Source organism: Novosphingobium beihaiense (genome assembly GCF_022832375.1).
In the GTDB taxonomy this organism is placed as follows: Bacteria; Pseudomonadota; Alphaproteobacteria; order Sphingomonadales; family Sphingomonadaceae; genus Novosphingobium; species Novosphingobium beihaiensis.
Genome location: NZ_JALHLG010000005.1, coordinates 452,477 through 472,666 on the forward strand (window position 1 = coordinate 452,477; position 20,190 = coordinate 472,666).

The 20,190-nt window shown below is 64.7% G+C and carries 19 protein-coding genes; 10 read left to right on the plus strand and 9 right to left on the minus strand.

The genetic code is table 11. The annotated features are described in order from the left end of the window. Window positions 1-3 precede the first annotated feature (3 nt). Both parE and MTR66_RS05780 read right to left on the minus strand, forming a co-directional pair. Window positions 4-2,013 (minus strand): DNA topoisomerase IV subunit B, encoded by a 2,010-nt coding sequence (gene parE / locus MTR66_RS05775; protein WP_243918663.1) that lies wholly within the window; start codon window positions 2,011-2,013, stop codon window positions 4-6. Between the two features lie 92 nt (window positions 2,014-2,105). Next, complete coding sequence (locus MTR66_RS05780) at window positions 2,106-3,290, minus strand: penicillin-binding protein activator (protein WP_243918665.1); 1,185 nt, start codon at window positions 3,288-3,290, stop codon at window positions 2,106-2,108. Window positions 3,291-3,329: 39 nt separating this feature from the next. Between MTR66_RS05780 and rsmI the strand changes: the two genes are divergently transcribed. The 4 genes from rsmI to aqpZ all read left to right on the plus strand — a co-directional run bounded on the left by rsmI (window position 3,330) and on the right by aqpZ (window position 6,382). Beyond that, on the plus strand, window positions 3,330-4,157 hold the full coding sequence (gene rsmI / locus MTR66_RS05785; protein ID WP_243918667.1) for a 16S rRNA (cytidine(1402)-2'-O)-methyltransferase: 828 nt from the start codon (window positions 3,330-3,332) through the stop codon (window positions 4,155-4,157). Further along, window positions 4,154-4,516: a YraN family protein gene (locus MTR66_RS05790; RefSeq protein WP_243918669.1), complete on the plus strand. Its 363-nt coding sequence runs from the start codon at window positions 4,154-4,156 to the stop codon at window positions 4,514-4,516. The genes rsmI and MTR66_RS05790 overlap by 4 nt, the downstream gene beginning before the upstream one ends. Window positions 4,517-4,584: 68 nt before the next feature. Then, a complete protein-coding gene (gene gshB, locus MTR66_RS05795) occupies window positions 4,585-5,571 on the plus strand; it encodes a glutathione synthase (RefSeq protein ID WP_243918671.1) in 987 nt (328 codons plus the stop codon). A gap of 112 nt (window positions 5,572-5,683) precedes the next feature. Beyond that, window positions 5,684-6,382, plus strand: coding sequence for an aquaporin Z (aqpZ, locus tag MTR66_RS05800; protein WP_243918672.1), 699 nt, complete (start codon window positions 5,684-5,686; stop codon window positions 6,380-6,382). Between the two features lie 6 nt (window positions 6,383-6,388). Here aqpZ and MTR66_RS05805 read toward each other — a convergent pair whose 3' ends face one another. The 4 genes from MTR66_RS05805 to rph all read right to left on the minus strand — a co-directional run bounded on the left by MTR66_RS05805 (window position 6,389) and on the right by rph (window position 9,875). Further along, window positions 6,389-7,285: a tyrosine recombinase XerC gene (locus MTR66_RS05805; RefSeq protein WP_243918673.1), complete on the minus strand. Its 897-nt coding sequence runs from the start codon at window positions 7,283-7,285 to the stop codon at window positions 6,389-6,391. Next, window positions 7,282-8,433 (minus strand): radical SAM family heme chaperone HemW, encoded by a 1,152-nt coding sequence (gene hemW / locus MTR66_RS05810; protein ID WP_243918674.1) that lies wholly within the window; start codon window positions 8,431-8,433, stop codon window positions 7,282-7,284. Before hemW ends, MTR66_RS05805 begins: the two co-directional genes overlap by 4 nt. Window positions 8,434-8,442: 9 nt before the next feature. Next, the gene (rdgB, locus tag MTR66_RS05815) at window positions 8,443-9,072 is read right to left on the minus strand and encodes an RdgB/HAM1 family non-canonical purine NTP pyrophosphatase (RefSeq protein ID WP_243918675.1); all 630 of its coding nucleotides are present in this window, start codon (window positions 9,070-9,072) and stop codon (window positions 8,443-8,445) included. Between the two features lie 86 nt (window positions 9,073-9,158). Next, on the minus strand, window positions 9,159-9,875 hold the full coding sequence (gene rph / locus MTR66_RS05820) for a ribonuclease PH (protein ID WP_243918676.1): 717 nt from the start codon (window positions 9,873-9,875) through the stop codon (window positions 9,159-9,161). An 85-nt stretch (window positions 9,876-9,960) separates the two neighbouring features. Between rph and hrcA the strand changes: the two genes are divergently transcribed. The 3 genes from hrcA to MTR66_RS05835 all read left to right on the plus strand — a co-directional run bounded on the left by hrcA (window position 9,961) and on the right by MTR66_RS05835 (window position 12,034). Then, entirely contained in the window at window positions 9,961-11,004 is a 1,044-nt protein-coding gene (gene hrcA / locus MTR66_RS05825) for a heat-inducible transcriptional repressor HrcA (RefSeq protein WP_243918677.1), read from the plus strand. Between the two features lie 16 nt (window positions 11,005-11,020). Then, entirely contained in the window at window positions 11,021-11,584 is a 564-nt protein-coding gene (grpE, locus tag MTR66_RS05830) for a nucleotide exchange factor GrpE (protein WP_243918678.1), read from the plus strand. Window positions 11,585-11,770: 186 nt separating this feature from the next. Then, window positions 11,771-12,034, plus strand: coding sequence for a glycine zipper domain-containing protein (locus tag MTR66_RS05835; protein ID WP_243918679.1), 264 nt, complete (start codon window positions 11,771-11,773; stop codon window positions 12,032-12,034). A gap of 25 nt (window positions 12,035-12,059) precedes the next feature. Here MTR66_RS05835 and MTR66_RS05840 read toward each other — a convergent pair whose 3' ends face one another. Together MTR66_RS05840 and MTR66_RS05845 are read right to left on the minus strand one after the other, a co-directional pair. Next, on the minus strand, window positions 12,060-12,395 hold the full coding sequence (locus tag MTR66_RS05840; RefSeq protein ID WP_407673024.1) for a hypothetical protein: 336 nt from the start codon (window positions 12,393-12,395) through the stop codon (window positions 12,060-12,062). Window positions 12,396-12,556: 161 nt separating this feature from the next. Continuing rightward, window positions 12,557-13,075, minus strand: a complete 519-nt coding sequence (locus MTR66_RS05845; protein ID WP_243918680.1) for a copper chaperone PCu(A)C — start codon at window positions 13,073-13,075, stop codon at window positions 12,557-12,559. Window positions 13,076-13,268: 193 nt separating this feature from the next. On the opposite strand from MTR66_RS05845, the gene dnaK reads away from it, so the two are divergent. Next, window positions 13,269-15,182 (plus strand): molecular chaperone DnaK, encoded by a 1,914-nt coding sequence (gene dnaK, locus MTR66_RS05850; RefSeq protein WP_243918681.1) that lies wholly within the window; start codon window positions 13,269-13,271, stop codon window positions 15,180-15,182. A 77-nt stretch (window positions 15,183-15,259) separates the two neighbouring features. Next, window positions 15,260-16,402 carry a molecular chaperone DnaJ gene (gene dnaJ / locus MTR66_RS05855; protein ID WP_243918682.1) on the plus strand — a complete coding sequence of 381 codons (1,143 nt, stop codon included), beginning with the start codon at window positions 15,260-15,262 and terminating at the stop codon, window positions 16,400-16,402. 27 nt (window positions 16,403-16,429) lie between these two features. Here the strand turns inward: dnaJ and MTR66_RS05860 are convergent, their stop codons facing one another. After that, a complete protein-coding gene (locus tag MTR66_RS05860; RefSeq protein ID WP_243918990.1) occupies window positions 16,430-18,745 on the minus strand; it encodes a patatin-like protein in 2,316 nt (771 codons plus the stop codon). A 71-nt stretch (window positions 18,746-18,816) separates the two neighbouring features. On the opposite strand from MTR66_RS05860, the gene radA reads away from it, so the two are divergent. Then, window positions 18,817-20,184 carry a DNA repair protein RadA gene (gene radA, locus MTR66_RS05865; RefSeq protein WP_243918684.1) on the plus strand — a complete coding sequence of 456 codons (1,368 nt, stop codon included), beginning with the start codon at window positions 18,817-18,819 and terminating at the stop codon, window positions 20,182-20,184. Window positions 20,185-20,190: the final 6 nt, after the last annotated feature.

Here is a 20,190-nt window from a genome sequence, read left to right on the forward strand (position 1 = left end):
GGCTTACGCGTCGATCAGATCGCGGTCGATCTCGCCGGCCCGGTTCTGGATGAATTCGAAACGGTGCTCGGGATTGCGGCCCATCAGGCGGTCGACGAGCCCTTTCACCGCGGCGCGGTCTTCGTATTCGGGCGGCAGGGTGATGCGGATCAGCGAGCGGGTGGCCGGGGCCATCGTCGTTTCGCGCAATTGCTGCGGGTTCATTTCACCAAGGCCCTTGAAGCGGCCGACTTCCACCTTCTTGCCCTTGAAGCGGGTGGCTTCCAGTTCAGCACGGTGTTCATCGTCGCGCGCATAGGCGGAAGTGGAACCCGAAGTCAGGCGGTAAAGCGGCGGCTGCGCAAGATAGAGATGGCCGCGCCGCACGATGTCCGGCATTTCCTGAAAGAAGAAGGTCATCAGCAGCGTTGCGATATGGGCGCCATCCACATCGGCATCGGTCATGATGATGATGCGGTCATAGCGCAGCGCGTCCGCATTGCAGTCCTTGCGGGTGCCGCAGCCGAGCGCGAGGCCGAGGTCGGCGATTTCCGCGTTGCTGCGGATCTTGTCCGCCGTGGCGCTGGCGACGTTGAGGATCTTGCCGCGGATCGGCAGGATCGCCTGCGTCTTGCGGTCGCGCGCCTGCTTGGCCGAGCCGCCCGCGCTATCGCCTTCGACGATGAACAGTTCGGTCTCGCCGTCGCCTTCGCCAGAACAATCGGTGAGCTTGCCGGGCAGGCGCAGCTTCTTGGCATTGGTCGCGGTCTTGCGCTTGACGTCGCGCTCGGCCTTGCGGCGCAGGCGCTCGTCCATGCGCTCCATGATCGAGCCGAGCAGGGCCTTGCCGCGTTCGAGATTGTCGGTGAGGAAGTGATCGAAGTGATCGCGCACTGCGTTTTCGACCAGACGCGCCGCTTCCGGGCTGGTGAGGCGGTCCTTGGTCTGGCTCTGGAACTGCGGATCGCGGACGAAGACCGAAAGCATCACTTCCGAACCCGTCACCACGTCGTCCGGGGTGATGTCCTTGGCCTTCTTCTGCTGCCCCACCAGTTCGGCGAAAGCGCGGATGCCCTTGGTCAGCGCGGCGCGCAGGCCCTGTTCGTGGGTGCCGCCATCGGGCGTCGGGATCGTGTTGCAGTACCAGGAATAGGAACCGTCCGAGTAAAGCGGCCAGGCAATCGCCCATTCGACGCGGCCCTGTTCGGAACCGTCTTCTCCCGCTGGAAACTCCTGCGAGCCGGAGAAGAACTGGCTGGTCACGCATTCGCGGGTGCCGATCTGCTCGCCGAGGTGATCGGCAAGGCCGCCGGGGAACTGGAAGGTGGCTTCGGCAGGCACCTCTTCGCTGGCAAGTGCAGGCGAACACTTCCAGCGGATTTCGACGCCCGCGAAAAGATAGGCCTTGGACCGCACCAGCTTGAACAGCCGCGCGGGCTTGAATTTCTGATCGCCGAAGATTTCGGTGTCCGGCGTGAACGTCACGGCAGTGCCGCGCCGGTTGGGCGCCGCGCCGACTTTCTGGATCGGGCCCAGCGTCACGCCGCGCGAGAATTCCTGCGCGTAGAGTTCCTTGTTGCGCGCCACTTCCACGCGCGTCTTCACCGAAAGCGCATTGACCACCGAAATGCCCACGCCGTGCAGGCCGCCCGATGTCGCATAGGCCTTGCCCGAGAACTTGCCGCCCGAGTGCAGCGTGGAAAGGATCACTTCGAGCGCGGATTTGCCCGGATATTTCGGGTGCTCGTCAACCGGGATGCCGCGCCCGTTGTCGGTGATCGTGATCCGCCCGGCCGTGCCCGGTTCCTCTTCGAGCGTGACTTCGATGCGGTTGGCGTGGCCCGCCACCGCTTCGTCCATCGCGTTGTCCAGCACTTCGGCGGCGAGGTGGTGCAGCGCGCGCTCGTCGGTGCCACCGATGTACATGCCGGGGCGCCGCCGGACGGGCTCCAGCCCCTCCAGCACCTCGATCGCGGAGCCATCGTAGGTTTCCCCGCCCGCAGCGGGAAGCTTGTCGAACAGGTCATCGGACATGGCCGCGACTATAGGCAGCGCCTGAATCCGCGATCAAGCACGCTTTTCCGCTTATCCGCAGGCATGAGCGCCGCGAAACCGGGTAAAACGGATCAGCCGCCGAACTTCGCCGGCGCCGGGCTGACCACCTTGACCGCGCCGGGCTGCACCTCGCGCACTTCCAGTGCCCGTTCCACAACGCCGCCACGGGTGAAACGGAAAGGTCCGTCGAGCCCCAGGAATCCTCCGCTTTCCATCATCTGTGCCGTCGGGAAGTTCTTGCCCACCTTCCAGTCACGCGAGACGCGCAGGGTCAGGAGAACGGCGTCATACCCCAGCGTGGCAATCCGGAACGGCGCGGCACCGAAGCGTGAGCGGTAACTCTTCGAGAACTGGCCGAACCGCTGGTCGGAAACCGTCGAGTACCAGGCACCGGCCAGGGCAGGAGTGCGGGACAGTTCGCGTTCTCCTCCCCACAGTTCGGTCCCGAGCAGGCGAACCTTGCTATCGTCGTTTCCGGTGCGGAAAGTGGTTGCCGCGCGGGCCGACAGGCTGCCGCTATCGGCAATGAGCAGAGCGCCGTAGCCGGTCTTGTTCTTGATCCGCGTGGCGGCTGCGCTGATCGAGGCGGCTGTGCGGTCGTAAGGCTCCATGGCAATCACGGCGCCGCCATTGGCCCGGACCGACGAGAGCAGGGCGTCGCTTGCGCGGTCTCCGTACTCACCGCGCGGGATCAGGGCGGCAAACGCGGAAATGCCCTGCGCACGGGCATATTTCACCGTGCGGGAAATCGACTGTCCGGGCAGATTGCCCATGATGAAGACATCCTTGCCCGCTGCCGCTTCGTCGTTCGAGAAGGAGATCAGCGGCACGTTTGCCGGGCGGGCAACGGACGCGACGGCCGGGATGTTATCCGACAGCAGCGGGCCGAGAATCAGGCGGTTGCCGTCCGCCAGGGCGCGCCGGGCGGCATCGGCGGGGTTGGTGGCGGTGTCGTAAGCCGTTACGCGCAGGTTCTTTGCCCCGGTGTCGAGCAGTGCCATGTTCGCGGCATTGGCAATCGATTGGCCGACAGCAGCGTTCTTGCCGGTAACGGGCACCAGCAGAGCGATCCGGTGGTGCTCGGTGTCGCTCGGAATGACGCTTTCCGAGGGCTTGGGAGTGGGGGCCGGGCCTGACGGCGCGGGCGCCTTAGGCACCACGGCGCAACCGGCGAGCAGCGCCATGGCGCCCGCGGTCACGAAGTTTCTCCGGTCTATCCGTGAAATAATGCGGAAATTCAGTGGCTTGTCATTCATCTCTTGCCGCTCCCAAGGTCCTTGGCCATGAGTTCCGCGATGGAACACTCTCTTGCGCCGGGGCTCTATATAGTCGCCACTCCGATTGGCAACCTGAGCGATATAACGTTGCGGGCTGTCGATGTGTTGCGTGGTGTCGATGCCGTTGCCTGCGAGGACACGCGCGTCACGGGAAAACTGCTGCATCATCTGGGGCTCAAGAAGAAGCTGATCCGGTATAACGATCATGCCGGGGAAAACGATCGCGAGCGGCTGCTGGCGCTGATGGAGAGCCAGCCCGTGGCGCTGGTCAGCGATGCGGGAACGCCGCTGATCTCCGATCCCGGCTATCGTCTTGTGCGCACGGCGCGCGAGCGGGGCATTGCCGTTACCAGCCTGCCGGGACCGAGTGCCGCTGTCGTTGCCATGACGCTTTCGGGCTTGCCCAATGACCGCTTTCTGTTCGCGGGCTTTCTGCCGAACAAGGCCAAGGCCCGGCAGGAGATGCTGGCCGAACTCGGCGCGGTGCCAGCCACGCTGATATTCTACGAGACCGCACCGCGCCTCGATGCATCGTTGCAGGCGATCGGCGCGGTACTGCCCGACCGCGAGGTGGCGGTCGCGCGCGAGCTTACCAAGAAGTTCGAGGAATGCCGCAGCGGAACGCCCGATGATCTCATTGCACACTATGCTGCACATCCGCCCAAGGGCGAGATCGTGCTGCTGGTAGCGCCGCCTTCGGACGAGCCCGATGCCGATATCGATGTGGATGCCTTGCTGCGCCAGGAACTCGCCGAAGCCAAGCCTTCGCAAGCGGCGGCCAAAGTCGCCAAGGCCACCGGGCTGGACCGCAAGGAACTCTATGCGCGGGCCATGGAACTGAAGTGACCCGGAACCGCGCCGGAGCCGAAAAAGCGGGACGGCGCGGCGAGGGCCTTGCCGCACTTTACCTTAGGCTCGGCGGATGGCGTATTCTTGCCCGCAGGGTGCGCACGGCGCGAGGCGAAGTCGACATTGTCGCCCGGCGAGGCCGGACCTTGTGTTTTGTCGAAGTGAAGTGGCGTGCCTCGGGGAGCGCACTGGATCATGCGGTGACGGTGGCGAATTTGCGGCGCATCGCGGCTGCGGCCGAGACGATTGCGCCGCGTTTCGCCAGGCCGGGTGACAGCCAGAGGATCGACGTTTTGCTGATGGCGCCGGGCCGCTGGCCGCGCCGTCTGGTGAATGTCTGGCAGCCGGGCGCTTGAAACGGAGCGCGCCGGGCCCCAATACGGGCTAGGCCGTGCTCGGCGGCTATCAGACAGGACTTTATTTCATGGCCTTACGCATCGCCGTCCAGATGGACCCGCTCGAAAGCATCAACATCGCCGGGGACTCGTCGTTCGCGCTGATGCTGGCGGCGCAGGCGCGCGGACACACATTGTTTCATTACGATGTGCGCACGCTGGCCTACGATACGTCCGAAGGCGCGGGCGGGCGGCTCACCTGCTGGGGCGCGCCGGTCACGGTGCAGCCCGTGGAAGGCGCGCACTTCACGCGCGGGGAATACCGGCTGATCGATCTCGTCGCGGATATCGACGTGGTGCTGATGCGCCAGGATCCGCCGTTCGATCTCGGCTATATCACCGCGACGCACTTGCTGGAGCGGCTTGCGGGGCAAACGCTGGTGGTCAACGATCCGGCTTCGGTTCGCAATGCGCCGGAAAAGGTCTTCGTTCTGGATTTTGCCCGCTTCATGCCGCCCACGTTCATTGCCCGCCGGATCGAGGATGTGAAGGCGTTCCAGCAGCGGATGGCCGGGCGCGGTCTGGCAGGTGATCTTGTCGTCAAGCCGCTTCACGGCAATGGCGGCAAGGCGGTGTTCCGCGTGCCTGCGGACGGCAGCAATCTGGGCGCGCTGGTCGAGATGTTCCAGAACGCGTGGGTGGAACCCTTCATGGTGCAGCCGTTCCTTCCCGATGTCTCTTCGGGCGACAAGCGAATCGTGCTGGTGGACGGCGAATTCGCAGGCGCCATCAACCGCAAGCCGGGCGAGGGGGAGTTCCGTTCCAACCTCGCCGTGGGCGGTTCGGCCGAGGCCAGCGGGCTGACGGTCGCCGAAGAGGAAATCTGCGCGGCGCTAGGGCCCGAACTGAAAGCCCGGGGACTGGTCTTCGTGGGGATCGATGTGATCGGCGGCAAGTGGCTGACCGAGATCAACGTTACGTCCCCCACCGGTATCGTTGCGATCGACCGGTTCAATGGAACCGATACGAGCGCGAAGATCTGGGATGCGATCGAGGTCCGCCACGCCGCCATGTAAGCGGGCGATGCGGCGCTTGCCGTTCCGGATATCACCACGGAAAACTGTGTGCACAGTTGCACATAATGCGCCTCGGGTTAGTTTACCTCGCTTAACCTGAGGGAGTGGTGATATGGGAAGGAAGCTTGCGGCCGAACTGTTCGGAACGTTCTGGCTGGTGTTCGGTGGTTGCGGATCGGCGGTGCTGGCCGCGGCGTTTCCCGAGCTTGGCATTGGCTTTGCCGGTGTCGCGCTGGCGTTTGGCCTTACCGTTCTGACCATGGCCTATGCGGTGGGCGGCATTTCGGGCGGGCATTTCAATCCTGCTGTCTCGCTGGGACTGGCGGTTGGCGGCCGGTTTTCGTGGAAGGATCTGGTGCCGTACTGGGTTGCCCAGGTGATCGGTGCCGTGGTGGCGGCCTCCGCGCTCTATGCCATCGCTTCGGGCAAGGCCGGGTTCACGCCCGGCGGCTTTGCGTCGAACGGCTATGGCGACTTGTCGCCCGGCGGTTATTCGATGCAGGCTGCACTGCTGATCGAAGTGATCCTGACCGCAGGTTTCCTGATCGTGATTCTGGGATCGACATCGAAGCTGGTGCCCGCCGGTTTCGCGCCGGTTGCGATTGGCCTTGCGCTTACTCTGATCCATTTGGTTGCCATTCCGGTGACCAACACGTCGGTGAACCCGGCCCGTTCCACGGGCGTGGCGTTGTTCGCGGAGACGGCAGCGCTCGGCCAGCTCTGGCTGTTCTGGGCGGCGCCGCTGGCGGGCGGGGCGCTTGGCGGCCTGATCTGGAAATATCTGCTGGCAGGCGAAGATACCGAGGGCTGAGGCGGATCAATCGCGTTCGCGCGGGTGGGCGCTGCGATAGACATCCAGCAAGGTCGCCGCGTCCACTTTGGTATAGATCTGGGTCGAGCCAAGCGAGGCATGGCCCAGCAGTTCCTGCAGCGATCGTAAATCGGCCCCGGCGCCCAACAGGTGCGTGGCAAAGCTGTGCCGCAGCGCGTGCGGGGTTGCCGTCGCGGGCAGCCCCAGCGCGATGCGGGCGCGGGCCATGGCCTTTTGCACCATGCCCTGCGACAGCGGCCCGCCCTTGGCGCCCCGGAACAGGGCGCTGCCGCGTTCGAGCGGCCAGGGGCATTTGGCGATATAGTCGGCAACGCCTTCGCGGATGATGGGCAGGAGCGGAACGACGCGCTGCTTATTGCCCTTGCCCGTGACGGTAAGCGTTTCGCCCAAGGGGATACAAGCGCCCGTTAATGACAGCGCCTCGGCAATGCGCAGCCCGGCGCCGTAGAGCAGCAGGAGCACTGCGCGGTCGCGCGCGCCGATCCACGGCTCGGCGGCATCTTCTTCCACACCGGCGGCAAGGTTCACGGCCTCGTCGGGCGTGACGGGGCGGGGCAGGCCTTTCTTGATGCGCGGCCCCCGCAGTCGGGGCGGCATGGCATCGGCTATCCCCGCCTGTTCGCGCGCGAAGGCAAGGAAGCCCTTGAGCGCGGACAGTTCGCGCGCGGCGGAGACATTGCCGATCCCGTCCTGCCGCCGCGATGCCAGTTGCCGGCGCAAGTCCTGCGCTTCCAGACGGGCCAGGGCATTCCAGTCGGTCTCGCCCAGACTATCGAGCAGGCGGGCGGCCGTGGCGATATAGGCGCGCACGGTATGCGGGCTGCGGCGGCGCCCCTGCGCCAGATGCGAGCCCCAGGCTTCGAGGATATCGGCCCGGGTCATCCGTCCACAAGCGCGGCGGGGACCAGCTCCGAAAGCAGGCCGTCGAGCAGCGGCATGCCTTCGCCGGTTACGCCAAGGCATGCGCCCTGCCGCCAGACAAGACCCTGATTTTCGTAGAAACGGGCCTTGTTCTCGTCCAGCAAATCGGCGGGGTCGAGCGCAAAGCGGGCGGCAAGACCAGCCAGATCGACACCCTCGCGCAGGCGCAAGCCCATCAGCATGGCCTCGCTCGCCTGTTCGCGTGGAGGCAGCGGGCGCACTTCGCAGATGCCGTTGCCGGAGCGGTCCAGCGCTTCCAGCCAGTTTTCCGGCTTGCGGTGGCGCACGGTTGCCACGCCCATGCGCCGTCCATGCGCGCCGGGGCCGATCCCACAATAGTCCTGATAGCGCCAATAGGTGAGGTTATGGCGGCTTTCCTCACCGGGGCGGGCATGGTTGCTGACTTCGTAGGCGGGCAGCCCCACCGTGGCCGTCATCTCGCGGGTGAGGGCGAACATGTCGGCGCAGGCGTCTTCGTCCAGCGGTTCGAACTGCCCTTTGCGCACCATCGTTTCGAACCGCGTGCCCGGTTCTATGGTAAGCTGATAGAGCGAGAGGTGCCCCGTGCCGAACGACAGGGCCCGTGACAGTTCGGCCTGCCATTGCTCCGGCGTCTGGCCGGGCCGGGCATAGATCAGATCGAAACTGACACGCGTGAAATTCCGCTGCGCGACATTCAGTGCGGCGAGACCTTCCGCAGCATTGTGAAGCCGTCCCAGAAACCGCAGCGTTTCATCGTCCAGCGCCTGAAGGCCAAGCGATACCCGGTTCACCCCGGCCTGTGCCAGCGCCGCGTAATTGGCTGCTTCCACCGAGGAGGGATTGCCCTCTAGCGTCACCTCGATGCCGGGAGTGAAGCCCCACAGATCTTCTGCTTCGCGCAGCAGCCGTTCTACCAGCGCGGGCGGCATCAGGGAGGGCGTGCCACCGCCGAAAAATATGCTCTCCAGCGGCTCGTCGCTCACCATCACGCGCTCGTGGCGCATTTCCGTAAGCAGCGCCTGTTCCCAGCGGGCATGGTCCACTGTCTCGCGGACATGGCTGTTGAAGTCGCAATAGGGGCACTTTGCGAGGCAGAACGGCCAGTGGATGTAGAGCGCGCGGGCCATGTTGACAGCTTAGCTGCCGAACTGCTCCGCGACCAGCTTGGCGAATGCATCCGCGCGATGGCTGATCTTGTGCTTCTCTTCCGGATCGAGCTGGGCGAACGTCACGTCACGGTCTTCGGGCACGAACACGGGATCATAGCCGAAGCCCATCGTCCCGCGTGGCGGCCACGAAAATGCGCCGTTGGCCCGTCCCTCGTAGACGGCCTCTTCGCCATCGGGCCAGGCGAGCGCGAGCGTGCAGGAGAACCAGCAGGACCGGTCCACGTCTGGCCCCTGTTCGCACAGCAGGCCTTCGACTTTGCCCATGGCCATGAACCAGTCGCGGCCCGGTTCGCCTTCGAACCACTGCCGCTCGGCCCAGTCGGCGGTATAGACCCCGGGCTTGCCGCCCAGCGCCGTCACCGAAAGGCCGCTGTCGTCGGCCAGCGCGGGAAGCTGCGCGGCCTTGGCGGCGGCATGGGCCTTGATCAGCGCGTTCTCGGCGAACGTCGTGCCGGTCTCTTCCGGTTCGGGCAGGCCGAGCTGTCCGGCGGAGAGGCACTCGATCCCGAAAGGCGCGAGCAAGGCGGAGATTTCGCGCAGTTTGCCTGCATTGTGCGTGGCGATGACGAGGCGCTTGCTGTCGAGTTTGCGGGTCATCTCACGATCCTCACGCTGGATTTAGTAAAATTAAGTTACCATGAATCTCCGGGTGAAAATTCATGGTAACTTAAAGTGATTTCTGGTCAGCGGCCGACGGCTTCGGCCTGTGCCGCATAGATGCGGTCGCAGCCGATGCGGGCAAGGCGCAGCAGGCGCAGCAGGCCTTCCTCGTCATAAGTCGCGCCTTCGGCAGTGGCCTGCGCTTCGGCGATCTTGCCGCCCTCGATCAGGACGAAGTTGGCATCGGCATCGGCCGAGCTGTCCTCGATATAATCGAGGTCAAGCACGGGCGTGCCATCATAGATGCCGCAGGAAATCGCAGCGACGCGCGCCTCGATCGGATCTTCGGTGATCTTGCCGGAGGCCATCAGCTTGTCGACCGCCATGCGCAGCGCCACCCAGGCGCCGGAGATCGAAGCGGTGCGGGTGCCGCCGTCGGCCTGGATCACGTCGCAGTCGAGCACGATCTGGCGCTCGCCCAGCTTCTTCATGTCCACGACAGCGCGCAGCGAGCGGCCGATCAGGCGCTGGATTTCCTGCGTGCGGCCGGACTGCTTGCCCTTGGCGGCCTCCCGCGAGCCGCGCGTGTGGGTGGCGCGGGGCAGCATCGAATATTCCGCCGTCACCCAGCCTTCGCCCTTGCCGCGCAGGAACGAGGGCACTTTCTCCTCGACACTGGCGGTCACCAGCACACGGGTGTCGCCGAAGGAGATCAGCACCGAACCTTCGGCATGCTTGGTGAAGCCGGTCTGGATTTCGATGGCACGCATTTCGTCTGGGGCACGGCCGGAAGGGCGCATTGGAATGTCCTTATCGTGGATTATGCGCCGCCCCTTCGCGCATAAGGCTTGAGGCTGCAAGCCCATTGCCTAAATTGAAGGTGAAATGCCCACACCGCCCATCACCGAACTGACCACCCGTGCGCGCGAGATCTTCCGTCTCGTGGTGGAGGGGTATTTGTCTACCGGCACGCCGGTCGGCTCGAAGGCGCTGGCCGGGCAGGGGAGTGTGAACCTCTCCTCCGCCTCGATCCGCTCGGTGCTGGCCGATCTGGAAGGGCTGGGCCTGCTCGCCGCGCCGCATACCAGCGCCGGGCGCCTGCCGACCGAGGCGGGGCTGAGGCTGTTCGTGGACGGCATCATGCAGGTGGCGGAGCCGACGGCGGAAGAGCGCGCCGTCATTGAAAGCCGGATCGCCGCACCCGGGCCGATCGAGGCCGCGCTGGAGGCGACCAGCGCACTCCTCTCCAATCTTTCATCCGGTGCGGGCGTCGTCATGGTGCCCAAGCGGGAGCCGCGGCTGATGAACCTGCAGCTTGTGCCCTTGTCGCCCGGGCGGGCGCTGGCCGTGCTGGTGGGCGAGGATGGCGCCGTGGAGAACCGTGTGCTGGATTTGCCGCCCAGTCTGCCGCCCGGCGCGCTGGAGGAAGCGTCCAACTATATCTCCGCCCGCCTGAGCGGCCGGACGCTGGGAGAAGCGGCGCGGGCGATGCGGGCGGAAATCACCTCGGGCCAGTCGGCGCTCGATGCGGCGAGCCGCGATCTTGTCGAGCGCGGCCTTGCCGTGTGGAGCGAGGACGCGATGCAGCGCCCGGTGCTGATCGTGCGCGGGCAGGCCAATCTGCTGGACGACAGCGCCATTTCGGATCTGGAGCGCGTGCGCTCGCTGCTCGACGATCTGGAAAACAAGCAATCTGTGGCCGATCTGCTCGATGTCGCGCGCGAGGCGAAGTCCACGCGCATTTTTATCGGTTCGGAAAACCGGCTTTTCGCGCTGTCCGGTTCCTCGGTGATCGCATCGCCGTACCGGGATCGTGAAGGGCGCGTGGTCGGTGTGGTGGGGGTTATCGGCCCGACGCGGTTGAATTATGCACGGGTCGTCCCCATGGTGGATTTTACCGCCCAGAGCCTGGGCAAGCTTATCGGATAGCTGGAACCTGAATAAAATGAACGAAGACAAGACCCAGTCGCCAGAAGACGCGGCCGTGGCCGAAGAACTCAAGGGTGTGCCTGAGGATATGCTCGACAACGAGGGCGAAAACGACGAACTCGCCAAGCTGCGTGAGGAACTCGAAGTCGCGAAGCAGGATGTGCTTTATGCGCGGGCGGAAACACAGAACGTGCGCCGCCGCCTGGAAAAGGACATAGCCGATACGCGGGCCTATGCCGCGACGGGCTTTGCACGCGATATCCTTTCGGTGGCGGACAATCTCTCCCGCGCTTTGACGGCCATCCCGGAAGAAATGCGTGACGACGAGAAGATGAAAGGCCTGGTGGCCGGGATCGAGGCGACCTCGCGCGAGATCGACAAGGTCTTTTCCACCCACGGCATCAGCCGGATCGCCGCGATGGGCCTGCCGCTCGATCCCAACCAGCATCAGGCAATGCTGGAAGTGCCCTCGGCCGATGCCGAGCCGGGCACGGTCGTGCAGGAACTGCAGGCCGGATACATGATCAAGGACCGGCTTCTGCGCCCCGCCATGGTGGCCGTGGCAAAAAAAGCAGACTGAACCTATCGGGACAGGTCCGCCGTAACATGCGGCGAAGGCCTGTCCCTCTCCCTTCATTTCAGCACCTACGGGCCGCATGGCGCGTTCAGGCGAGCGGCATCTGCGTCCGGCCGAAGCAGGCAGGGGAACCACACGCAAGGTCACACGGTTGGTTCGGCATACCCTCGAACTTCCCGGAGATTGACCATGCGAAGACTGATCCTGCCCATTCTTGCCGCCGGGGCATTCACCATGGCGGCGTGCACCAGCAACTATGCGGGCGAAGGCGCCCTTGCCGGGGGCGCGCTAGGCGCAGGCGTTGGCGCTGCGACGGGCGGCGATGCCGGTACGGGGGCAGCCATTGGAGCTGCCGCCGGGGCCGTTGCCGGTTCCCAGGTGAAGAAGAAAGACAAGGACGGCTGCTACCGTTACGACCGTCACGGCAACCGCTATTGGGACCGCGATTGCTGATCTCGTCTCGGGGCGTGCAGCCCGCTCAGGCGGAAGCGAACGGTAATACGCCGCGATAGCGTTCCAGCGGCTGCGCTCCGCGAACCAGAAAGCCGCGCGATAGCAGAAAGACGTGGCTTACGATTTCGGCCTGTTGCTCGATGCCATAGCGTTCGAGTTTCCAGCCCGGCTGCAGCGTGTAGTCGTAGCGGCAGAAGGGATGGCGCATCAGGGGCAGGTACCAGCGCCCCTTCGTCTGGGTTTGCCAGACATGCGTCATTTCATGGATGAACAATCCCTGCAGCCCGGGCGCGCTTTGCGAAAAATCGTCGCAATAGTATTCCGCGCGCGGATGAAAGTGCAGATGGCCGCAAGGCGCCATGACTGTGCTTGCGGGCTGAAACGGGAACCAGCGCCGCCGTCGCACCTGCACCGGGGCGCAGTCTATCGCGGCGCCGAAGACGGACTGAACCAGCTCTATTTCGCCGGTGGTCAGCGATCGTCCGGCGCCGGGCGGGCAGGTGTGCTGGATGGCGGAAGGCCTCAGTGGGCCATGCCTTCCATGCCGCCGCCCATCTTTTCGATATGAAGCGGCAAGGGCGTCTTGTCCCTGTCCGAGAACGTCAGTGTTAGTTCGGTGGTTTCGCCTGCCTTCAGGCCGCCGGAAAGATCGAAGGCCATCACATGATATCCGCCAGGGGCGAACTGGATCGTTGCGCCGGGAGTGATCTCCACCGTTTCTACCGGGCTCATCTTGCCGCCTTCGGTCTTGTGCATTTCCGCCTTGGCAGCACCCGCAACATGGACGCCTGCAAGCGTGGCGGTGTCAGGCCCGTTGTTATGGATCGAGAAATAGACGGCGGCAGGACGGCCGGCCACCACTGGCAGAACAAGACGCCCTTCGCTTGCCGTGATGCCCGGTTTTGCATTCGGCCCAGTGGATGCGGCGCTGGATACGGCTGCGGTTTCCTCAGGCGCGGGCGCGCTGGCCTGCTGGCACCCGGCTAGCGTTGCGAAGGCCGCGGCGGTGCAGAGAAAAGCGAATGTGCGGAACGGTTTCACGGGGGAAATGCCTCTGTTTCATGCCTTGATGAATTTCGCAGGGGTAATGCCACCATGGCGCTCTTGTTCCAAGCGAAACCGCTCCTATATCGCGCTGCGACGACTTGGAACGTCATCGAGCCGCGCAAGCCGCTTTGCCTTTCGAGGGAGGTGATCCGCGCGGTGTCAACCACTGACGTGAGGAATGGGGTAAATGGCAAAAGTAATCGGTATCGACCTTGGCACCACCAACAGCTGTGTCTCCGTGATGGACGGCGGCAAGCCCAAGGTAATTGAAAACTCCGAAGGCGCGCGCACGACGCCCTCGATCGTGGCCTTCACCAAGGACGGTGAGCGTCTGATCGGGCAGCCCGCGAAGCGCCAGGCCGTGACCAACGGCGACAACACGATCTTCGCGGTGAAGCGCCTTATCGGCCGCCGTTTCGACGATCCGGTGACCAAGAAGGATACCGAACTCGTCCCCTACACCATCGTGAAGGGCAAGAACGGCGATGCCTGGGTCAATGCGGGCGGCGAGGACTACAGCCCGTCGCAGATCTCGGCTTTCATCCTGCAGAAGATGAAGGAAACCGCCGAGAGCTATCTGGGCGAAACCGTGACGCAGGCGGTGATCACCGTTCCCGCCTACTTCAACGACGCGCAGCGCCAGGCGACCAAGGATGCCGGCCAGATCGCGGGCCTTGAAGTGCTGCGCATCATCAACGAGCCGACCGCGGCCGCGCTGGCCTATGGCCTTGAGAAGCAGGACGGCAAGACCATCGCGGTCTACGACCTTGGCGGCGGCACTTTCGACGTCTCGATCCTTGAGATCGGCGACGGTGTGTTCGAGGTGAAGTCCACCAACGGCGACACGTTCCTGGGCGGTGAAGACTTCGACACCAAGCTGGTCGAATGGCTGGCCGACAAGTTCAAGGCCAAGGAAAACATGGACCTGCGGACCGACAAGCTCGCTCTGCAGCGCCTGAAGGAAGCGGCCGAAAAGGCGAAGATCGAGCTGTCGAGCACGGCTTCGACCGAAGTCAACCTGCCCTTCATCACCGCGCGCATGGAAGGCGGCGCGACGACCCCGCTTCACCTCGTCGAGACGGTTACCCGCGCCGATCTGGAGAAGATGGTTTCCGACCTCATCAAGCGCACGATCGAGCCCTGCAAGAAGGCGCTCGCCGATGCCGGCGTGACCGCTGCGGAAGTCGATGAAGTGGTGCTCGTGGGTGGTATGACCCGCATGCCCAAGGTCCGCGAGACGGTGAAGGAATTCTTCGGCAAGGAACCGCACACCGGCGTGAACCCGGACGAAGTCGTGGCCATGGGCGCTGCGATCCAGGCCGGCGTGCTGCAGGGCGACGTCAAGGACGTGCTGCTGCTCGACGTGACCCCGCTGTCGCTGGGTATCGAGACGCTGGGCGGCATCATGACCAAGATGATCGACCGCAACACGACGATCCCGACCAAGAAGAGCCAGGTCTACTCGACTGCCGAGGACAACCAGCAGGCGGTGACGATCCGTGTGTTCCAGGGCGAGCGCGAAATGGCGCAGGACAACAAGCTCCTCGGCCAGTTCGACCTCGTGGGCATCCCGCCCGCGCGCCGCGGCGTGCCGCAGATCGAAGTGACCTTCGACATCGACGCCAACGGCATCGTCAACGTGTCCGCCAAGGACAAGGGCACCGGCAAGGAACAGCAGATCCGCATCCAGGCATCGGGCGGCCTGTCCGACACCGATATCGACCAGATGGTCAAGGATGCCGAGCAGTTTGCCGAAGAGGACAAGAAGCGCCGCGAAGCCGCAGAGGCCCGCAACAACGCGGATAGCCTCGTCCATGCGACCGAGCAGCAGCTTGCCGAGAACGGCGACAAGATCGACGCTTCGCTCAAGGGTGAAGTCGAGGCCGCCATCGCGGCTGCCAAGACCGCGCTCGAAGGCGACGATGCTGCCGAGATCACGGCCAAGGCGCAGGCGCTGACCGAAGTGGCCATGAAGATGGGCCAGGCGATTTATGAGAAGGAGCAGGCCGAAGGCGCTGCGCCGGGCGCCGAGGCTGCGGCCGCTGGCGACGAAGACGTGGTCGACGCCGAGTTCTCGGAAGTCGACGAAAACAAGGGCTGAACGTCCTGATGAAAACCATGACCGCCACCGGTGCAAGCCGCGCCGGTGGCGGTTAGGTTATCTGCGGGGGATACACCTTGTCAGCTACTGAGATAGACTACTACGAACTGCTCGAAGTTTCGCGCGACGCCGACGACAAGACGCTGAAGTCGGCCTACCGCAAGCTTGCCATGCGTTATCACCCGGACAAGAACCCGGGATGTGCGGATTCCGAAGCGCGCTTCAAGCAGATCAACGAGGCGTATGACGTCCTCAAGGACCCGCAGAAGCGGGCCGCTTACGACCAGTACGGCCACGCCGCGTTCCAGCAGGGCATGGGCGGCGGCGGTCCCGGCGGGATGGGCGCCGAGTTCGGCGATATCGGCGATATTTTCGAATCGATCTTCGGCAGCGCCTTCGGCGGCGGTGCGGGCGGCGGACGCCAGCAGGCGCGCCGAGGTGCCGATCTGCGTTACGACATGGAAGTCAGCCTCGACGAGGCGTTCCGCGGCAAGCAGACCGAGATCACCATCGAAGTCTCGCAGGCCTGCGAACCCTGCTCGGGCTCGGGCGCCGAGCCGGGCACCGGAAAGCGCACCTGCCAGATGTGCGCAGGCCACGGCAAAGTCCGCGCGCAGCAGGGCTTCTTCGTGGTCGAACGCACGTGCCCGACCTGCCATGGCCGGGGCGAAGTGATCGAAAAACCATGCCGCGCCTGCCGGGGCGAGGGCCGTGTCGACATGCCGCAGACGCTGGAGGTGGATATTCCGCCGGGCGTCGATTCCGGCACGCGCATCCGCCTGTCTGGCAAGGGCGAGGCGGGACCGTTCGGTGCGCCGCCGGGCGACCTCTACATCTTCCTGCACGTCAAGCGGCACAAAATGTTCGAACGCGACGGGACGACGCTGATCACACGCGTGCCGATCACGTTCACGACCGCCGCACTGGGCGGTTCGATCGAAATTCCGGGGATCGACGGCGAGATGATCGCGCTCGATATTCCCGCCGGGATTCAGTCGGGCAAGCAGCTTCGCAAGCGCGGCGCCGGTATGCCGGTGCTGCAGGGCCGGGGGCGCGGCGATCTCGTCATCGAGATCACCGTGGAAACGCCGACCAAGCTTACCGCCCGGCAGAAGGAACTGCTGTGCGAATTGCAGGAAACCGAAACCGGAGAGGAGTGCCCGCAGTCGAAGGGCTTCTTCGACCGGATCAAGGACGCCTGGAACGACCTGACCGAATAATGAAAAGGGCAGGCTAAGGGCCCAAATCTACAGTGCCATGACCTCGCGCCTGATCCCTTCGATCAGGCCAGGGTCCGCCTGGAGCCTGCCCTTTTCTTCATCGAGGATCGCAAGAAAGGCTTCGCGCCGGAACTGGTGCAGGTCCCGTTGGGGCAGGGCATGTTCAGCGCTCAGCGTCGAGGCGATCAGATCGATGACCCGCTCGGCGCCATGGAGGCGGCCCCAGAGGTAATCGTTTTCCCGGTAGGCCCGGCTGAAAAACGCCCCGAAATTGTAGAATTCCGTGCCGCGCAGGGTCTCGCGCGAACCGCCCCGGCGGATGGCGTTGCAATCCTCGGGCGAGATGCGGTCCACCAGCACCGGATCGAATTCGGTCAGCCCTTCGCCCCGCAGCAGCGGCAGCGTTACCGTGTCGTAAAACGGGAACCCCAGATAGGCGAGCAGCATCCGGCGGCGCAGGGCATGCGGCATGGCGGCGAGCGCATCTGCCAACAGTTCGTCCACCCGGTTGTCGGTTTCCATCAGCCCGTGCTGCCGCCCGACATGATCGAGCACGGCCTGCGGGTCTTCGAAGACCGCGCGGGCCAGTTCCGGAAATTCCGGCCCCAGAGCGTCCATCGGCTCGCGCTCGATATAGAGCGCCAGCGCCTTGTAGATCGCGGTGCGGGCATGGTCGCGATCCTGCTCGGTCACATCGATCTCATCTTCCCATTCCTGCGTTACGCGCCGCGCGAGCAGGCGCAGGCGGCGGATGCGGAAGGCGAGATCGTGCGTGCGGAAAAACGAGATCATCGCGGGCGATTTGGTGTCACGCAGCGAGGTCATGCGGTCCAAGCCGCTCGCTTCGAGGTGGGCGAACAGACGTTCGCGGATCGGCGCGGCGTTGGGCAGGCCGAGTTCAGGCGCTGCCTCCAGGATCAGGCGGCCGAGCGTGACGACAATTCCGCTGAACTTGATCTGCGCATAGCCATGGTAGGCAAAACCCGCCTGGTTGAAGGCAGCCTGCTGGGCCCGAATCCGCCAGTTAGCAAGGCGCTTCGGAGTAGGGCGGTCCAGAAACAGCGTGTGGCCGAACAGCTTGTCCACCGCTTCCTCGATCTCCGGTCGCAGCGCTCTGACGACATCGCGCAGCGCGCTCTTTTCCCGCGAATCGCGTTCGAGTGCTTCGAGGTTGTCGCGGATCGGCTGCTCGCGCGGGATGGAGGACAGCGAGCCGAAGATGACCGGGAAGAAACCTGGAACGCGGTTGTCGCTGCGGGCACCGGGGCCGGCCGGATCGGGCGTGGGATCGATATAGACAAAGCGCCGGTCGATCTCGCGCGCCGCGGGGCGGTCACGAAGCACCGACATGGCATCGGCGAACGGCGCATTGACCAGCACCGATCCATCGATGAGCGAGACGGAATCGATTTCGCCGCGCCGCATGTGTTCGGGCATGACGCGGTGAAGGAACGCATCGCGTTCCGGCCACACGCCGTGCTTCTCGCGCATCAGGCGATCGATTTCCGCCATCTGCATCGGCGGGAAGGCGCCGGGGAAGCTGGCGGTGGACCGTGCTGCCAGCACGAGTTCGGGGATCGGCGCCAGCGTCTGGCCGCCTTCGGCCGGAGTCTTGGCGTGAAAGTCGATGGTCAGGCGGTGTTCGCTTTCCAGCACCAGTTCGGGCGAGTGCAAGTGCAGCGTTTCAAGGCGGCCCTTGAAGTCGGTTGCAGTCACGAACAGGTCCAGCGGATGGCGTTCGGGCAGCAGCGGCTGTCCTGCAGGCGTGCTTTCCATCGCCATCATCGCGCGGCACAGCAGGCGTGAAAAACCAATGCCGCTGAAAGGCGGCTCGAACCAGCGCGAGCGGATCAGGCGGGAGAGTTTCTCGCGCACTTCCTCGCGCGTTTCCGGTGCGACGCTGGCGCTTACGGCATTGCCCGGCCGGTGCAGCAGATAGGAAACCAGCGGCGTGGCCCAGAACTTCGCCGCGCGTGACCAGGGCCGGGCTTCGGGATCGAGCAAAACGTCCACGTCGGCACATTCCAGCCACAGATCGGTAAGCGGCTCCAGCGAGCGCCCCGAATGGATGGCTTGAGCGAGAAAGACGGAATTGATGCCGCCTGCCGAGGCCCCGGCGACAATGTCGGTCAGCACCCGCAGGCGCAAGTTGCTGCCATGCTCCAGGCGGCGCAGCAATCGCAGATAGACCCCGGCACTGCCCGGCTGATCTGCATCGCCGGACCATAAGCTGCGGCTGGCCTGCATGGCCTTCCACAATTCTTTCGTTACGCCATGCATATAGACGGCGAGGCTGACGCCTCCGTAGCAAACCAGTGCTATCCGCAGTTCTTTCTGCCGCATGGCGCCATGCTTGGCGCAGGCGCGCGCCGAAAGCAATTGCGTTCTCATTCCGTTCCTATTAGGCCGCCTTCATGGCCAAACCGAAACGCCGATATGTCTGCCAGGCCTGCGGCAGCGTCGCTGCCCGCTGGCAAGGGCAATGCGCCGATTGCGGCGAATGGAACACGCTGGCGGAGGATGCGCCGAAAACGGTGTTTTCCGCCAAGCACGATCTGTCTTCCGGCGGCCGGACGATTGCGTTCACGCCGCTCGATCAGCCCGGCGAAATGCCCCGGCGCCGCGCCAGCGGGCTGGCAGAGTTCGACCGCGCGCTGGGCGGCGGGCTGGTGCCCGGCTCGGCGATCCTGATGGGCGGCGATCCCGGCATCGGCAAGTCCACTTTGCTGCTGCAAGTCTCTGCCCATATCGCCAATCACGGCGGGCTTGCGGTCTATGTCAGCGGGGAGGAAGCGGCCGGGCAAGTGCGGCTGCGCGCCGAGCGGCTCGGGCTGTCCAAGGCGCCGATCCAGATGGCGGCGGCCACCTCCGTGCGCGATATCCTGACGACGCTGGGAACGATGGACCCGCCATCGATGCTGGTCATCGATTCGATCCAGACGATGCATTCGGACCAGATCGAAGGGGCGCCGGGCACGGTCAGCCAGGTGCGCGGCTGCGCGTTCGAACTGATCCGCTATGCCAAGGAAAACGGCGTCACGCTGATCCTCGTTGGCCACGTCACCAAGGACGGCACGATCGCGGGCCCGCGCGTGCTGGAGCACATGGTCGATGTGGTGATGAGTTTCGAGGGCGAGCGCAGCCACCAGTACCGCATCCTGCGCAGCCTCAAGAACCGTTTCGGCCCGGTCGACGAAATCGGCGTTTTCGCCATGGAGGGCGACGGCCTTGCCGAAGTCGGCAATCCCTCGATGCTGTTCCTTTCGGGCCGTGAGGAACCGATGGCGGGCAGCGCGGTGTTCCCCGCCATGGAAGGCACGCGGCCGGTTCTGGTCGAGATACAGGCGCTGATCGTGCGGTTGCAAAGCGGAGCGACGCCGCGCCGTGCCGTCGTGGGCTGGGACAACGGGCGCATGGCTATGCTGCTGGCCGTGCTGGAAGCCCGCTGCGGCCTCAATTTTTCCAGCGCGGAAGTCTATCTCAATGTGGCGGGCGGATACCGTCTTTCAGACCCGGCGGCGGATTTGGCGGTCGCGGCTGCGCTGGTTTCGGCTCTGGGTGACAAACCGCTGTCCAACAATGCCGTGTGGTTCGGAGAAGTCTCGCTCGCCGGAGAAATCCGTCCGGTCGCGCATTCATCGATCCGACAGCGCGAATCGGCAAAGCTGGGCTTCGAGCGGGGATTCGGCCCTGCGGGAGGCCCCGGCGCGGAGAAGGGCATGAAATTCACCGGCCTTGCGATGCTGCCCAACCTCGTTGACCGCATTCTTTCGGACGCATAATTCGCA

Excerpts from the sequence above, each read along its gene's own strand:
- parE (WP_243918663.1), bottom strand. The coding sequence starts at position 2,013 with ATGTCCGATGACCTGTTCGACAAGCTTCCCGCTGCGGGCGGGGAAACC.
- MTR66_RS05780 (WP_243918665.1), bottom strand. The coding sequence starts at position 3,290 with ATGAATGACAAGCCACTGAATTTCCGCATTATTTCACGGATAGACCGG.
- rsmI (WP_243918667.1), top strand. The coding sequence starts at position 3,330 with ATGGAACACTCTCTTGCGCCGGGGCTCTATATAGTCGCCACTCCGATT.
- gshB (WP_243918671.1), top strand. The coding sequence starts at position 4,585 with ATGGCCTTACGCATCGCCGTCCAGATGGACCCGCTCGAAAGCATCAAC.
- aqpZ (WP_243918672.1), top strand. The coding sequence starts at position 5,684 with ATGGGAAGGAAGCTTGCGGCCGAACTGTTCGGAACGTTCTGGCTGGTG.
- MTR66_RS05805 (WP_243918673.1), bottom strand. The coding sequence starts at position 7,285 with ATGACCCGGGCCGATATCCTCGAAGCCTGGGGCTCGCATCTGGCGCAG.
- hemW (WP_243918674.1), bottom strand. The coding sequence starts at position 8,433 with ATGGCCCGCGCGCTCTACATCCACTGGCCGTTCTGCCTCGCAAAGTGC.
- rdgB (WP_243918675.1), bottom strand. The coding sequence starts at position 9,072 with ATGACCCGCAAACTCGACAGCAAGCGCCTCGTCATCGCCACGCACAAT.
- rph (WP_243918676.1), bottom strand. The coding sequence starts at position 9,875 with ATGCGCCCTTCCGGCCGTGCCCCAGACGAAATGCGTGCCATCGAAATC.
- hrcA (WP_243918677.1), top strand. The coding sequence starts at position 9,961 with ATGCCCACACCGCCCATCACCGAACTGACCACCCGTGCGCGCGAGATC.
- grpE (WP_243918678.1), top strand. The coding sequence starts at position 11,021 with ATGAACGAAGACAAGACCCAGTCGCCAGAAGACGCGGCCGTGGCCGAA.
- MTR66_RS05835 (WP_243918679.1), top strand. The coding sequence starts at position 11,771 with ATGCGAAGACTGATCCTGCCCATTCTTGCCGCCGGGGCATTCACCATG.
- MTR66_RS05840 (WP_407673024.1), bottom strand. The coding sequence starts at position 12,395 with ATGGCGCCTTGCGGCCATCTGCACTTTCATCCGCGCGCGGAATACTAT.
- dnaK (WP_243918681.1), top strand. The coding sequence starts at position 13,269 with ATGGCAAAAGTAATCGGTATCGACCTTGGCACCACCAACAGCTGTGTC.
- MTR66_RS05860 (WP_243918990.1), bottom strand. The coding sequence starts at position 18,745 with ATGCGGCAGAAAGAACTGCGGATAGCACTGGTTTGCTACGGAGGCGTC.
- radA (WP_243918684.1), top strand. The coding sequence starts at position 18,817 with ATGGCCAAACCGAAACGCCGATATGTCTGCCAGGCCTGCGGCAGCGTC.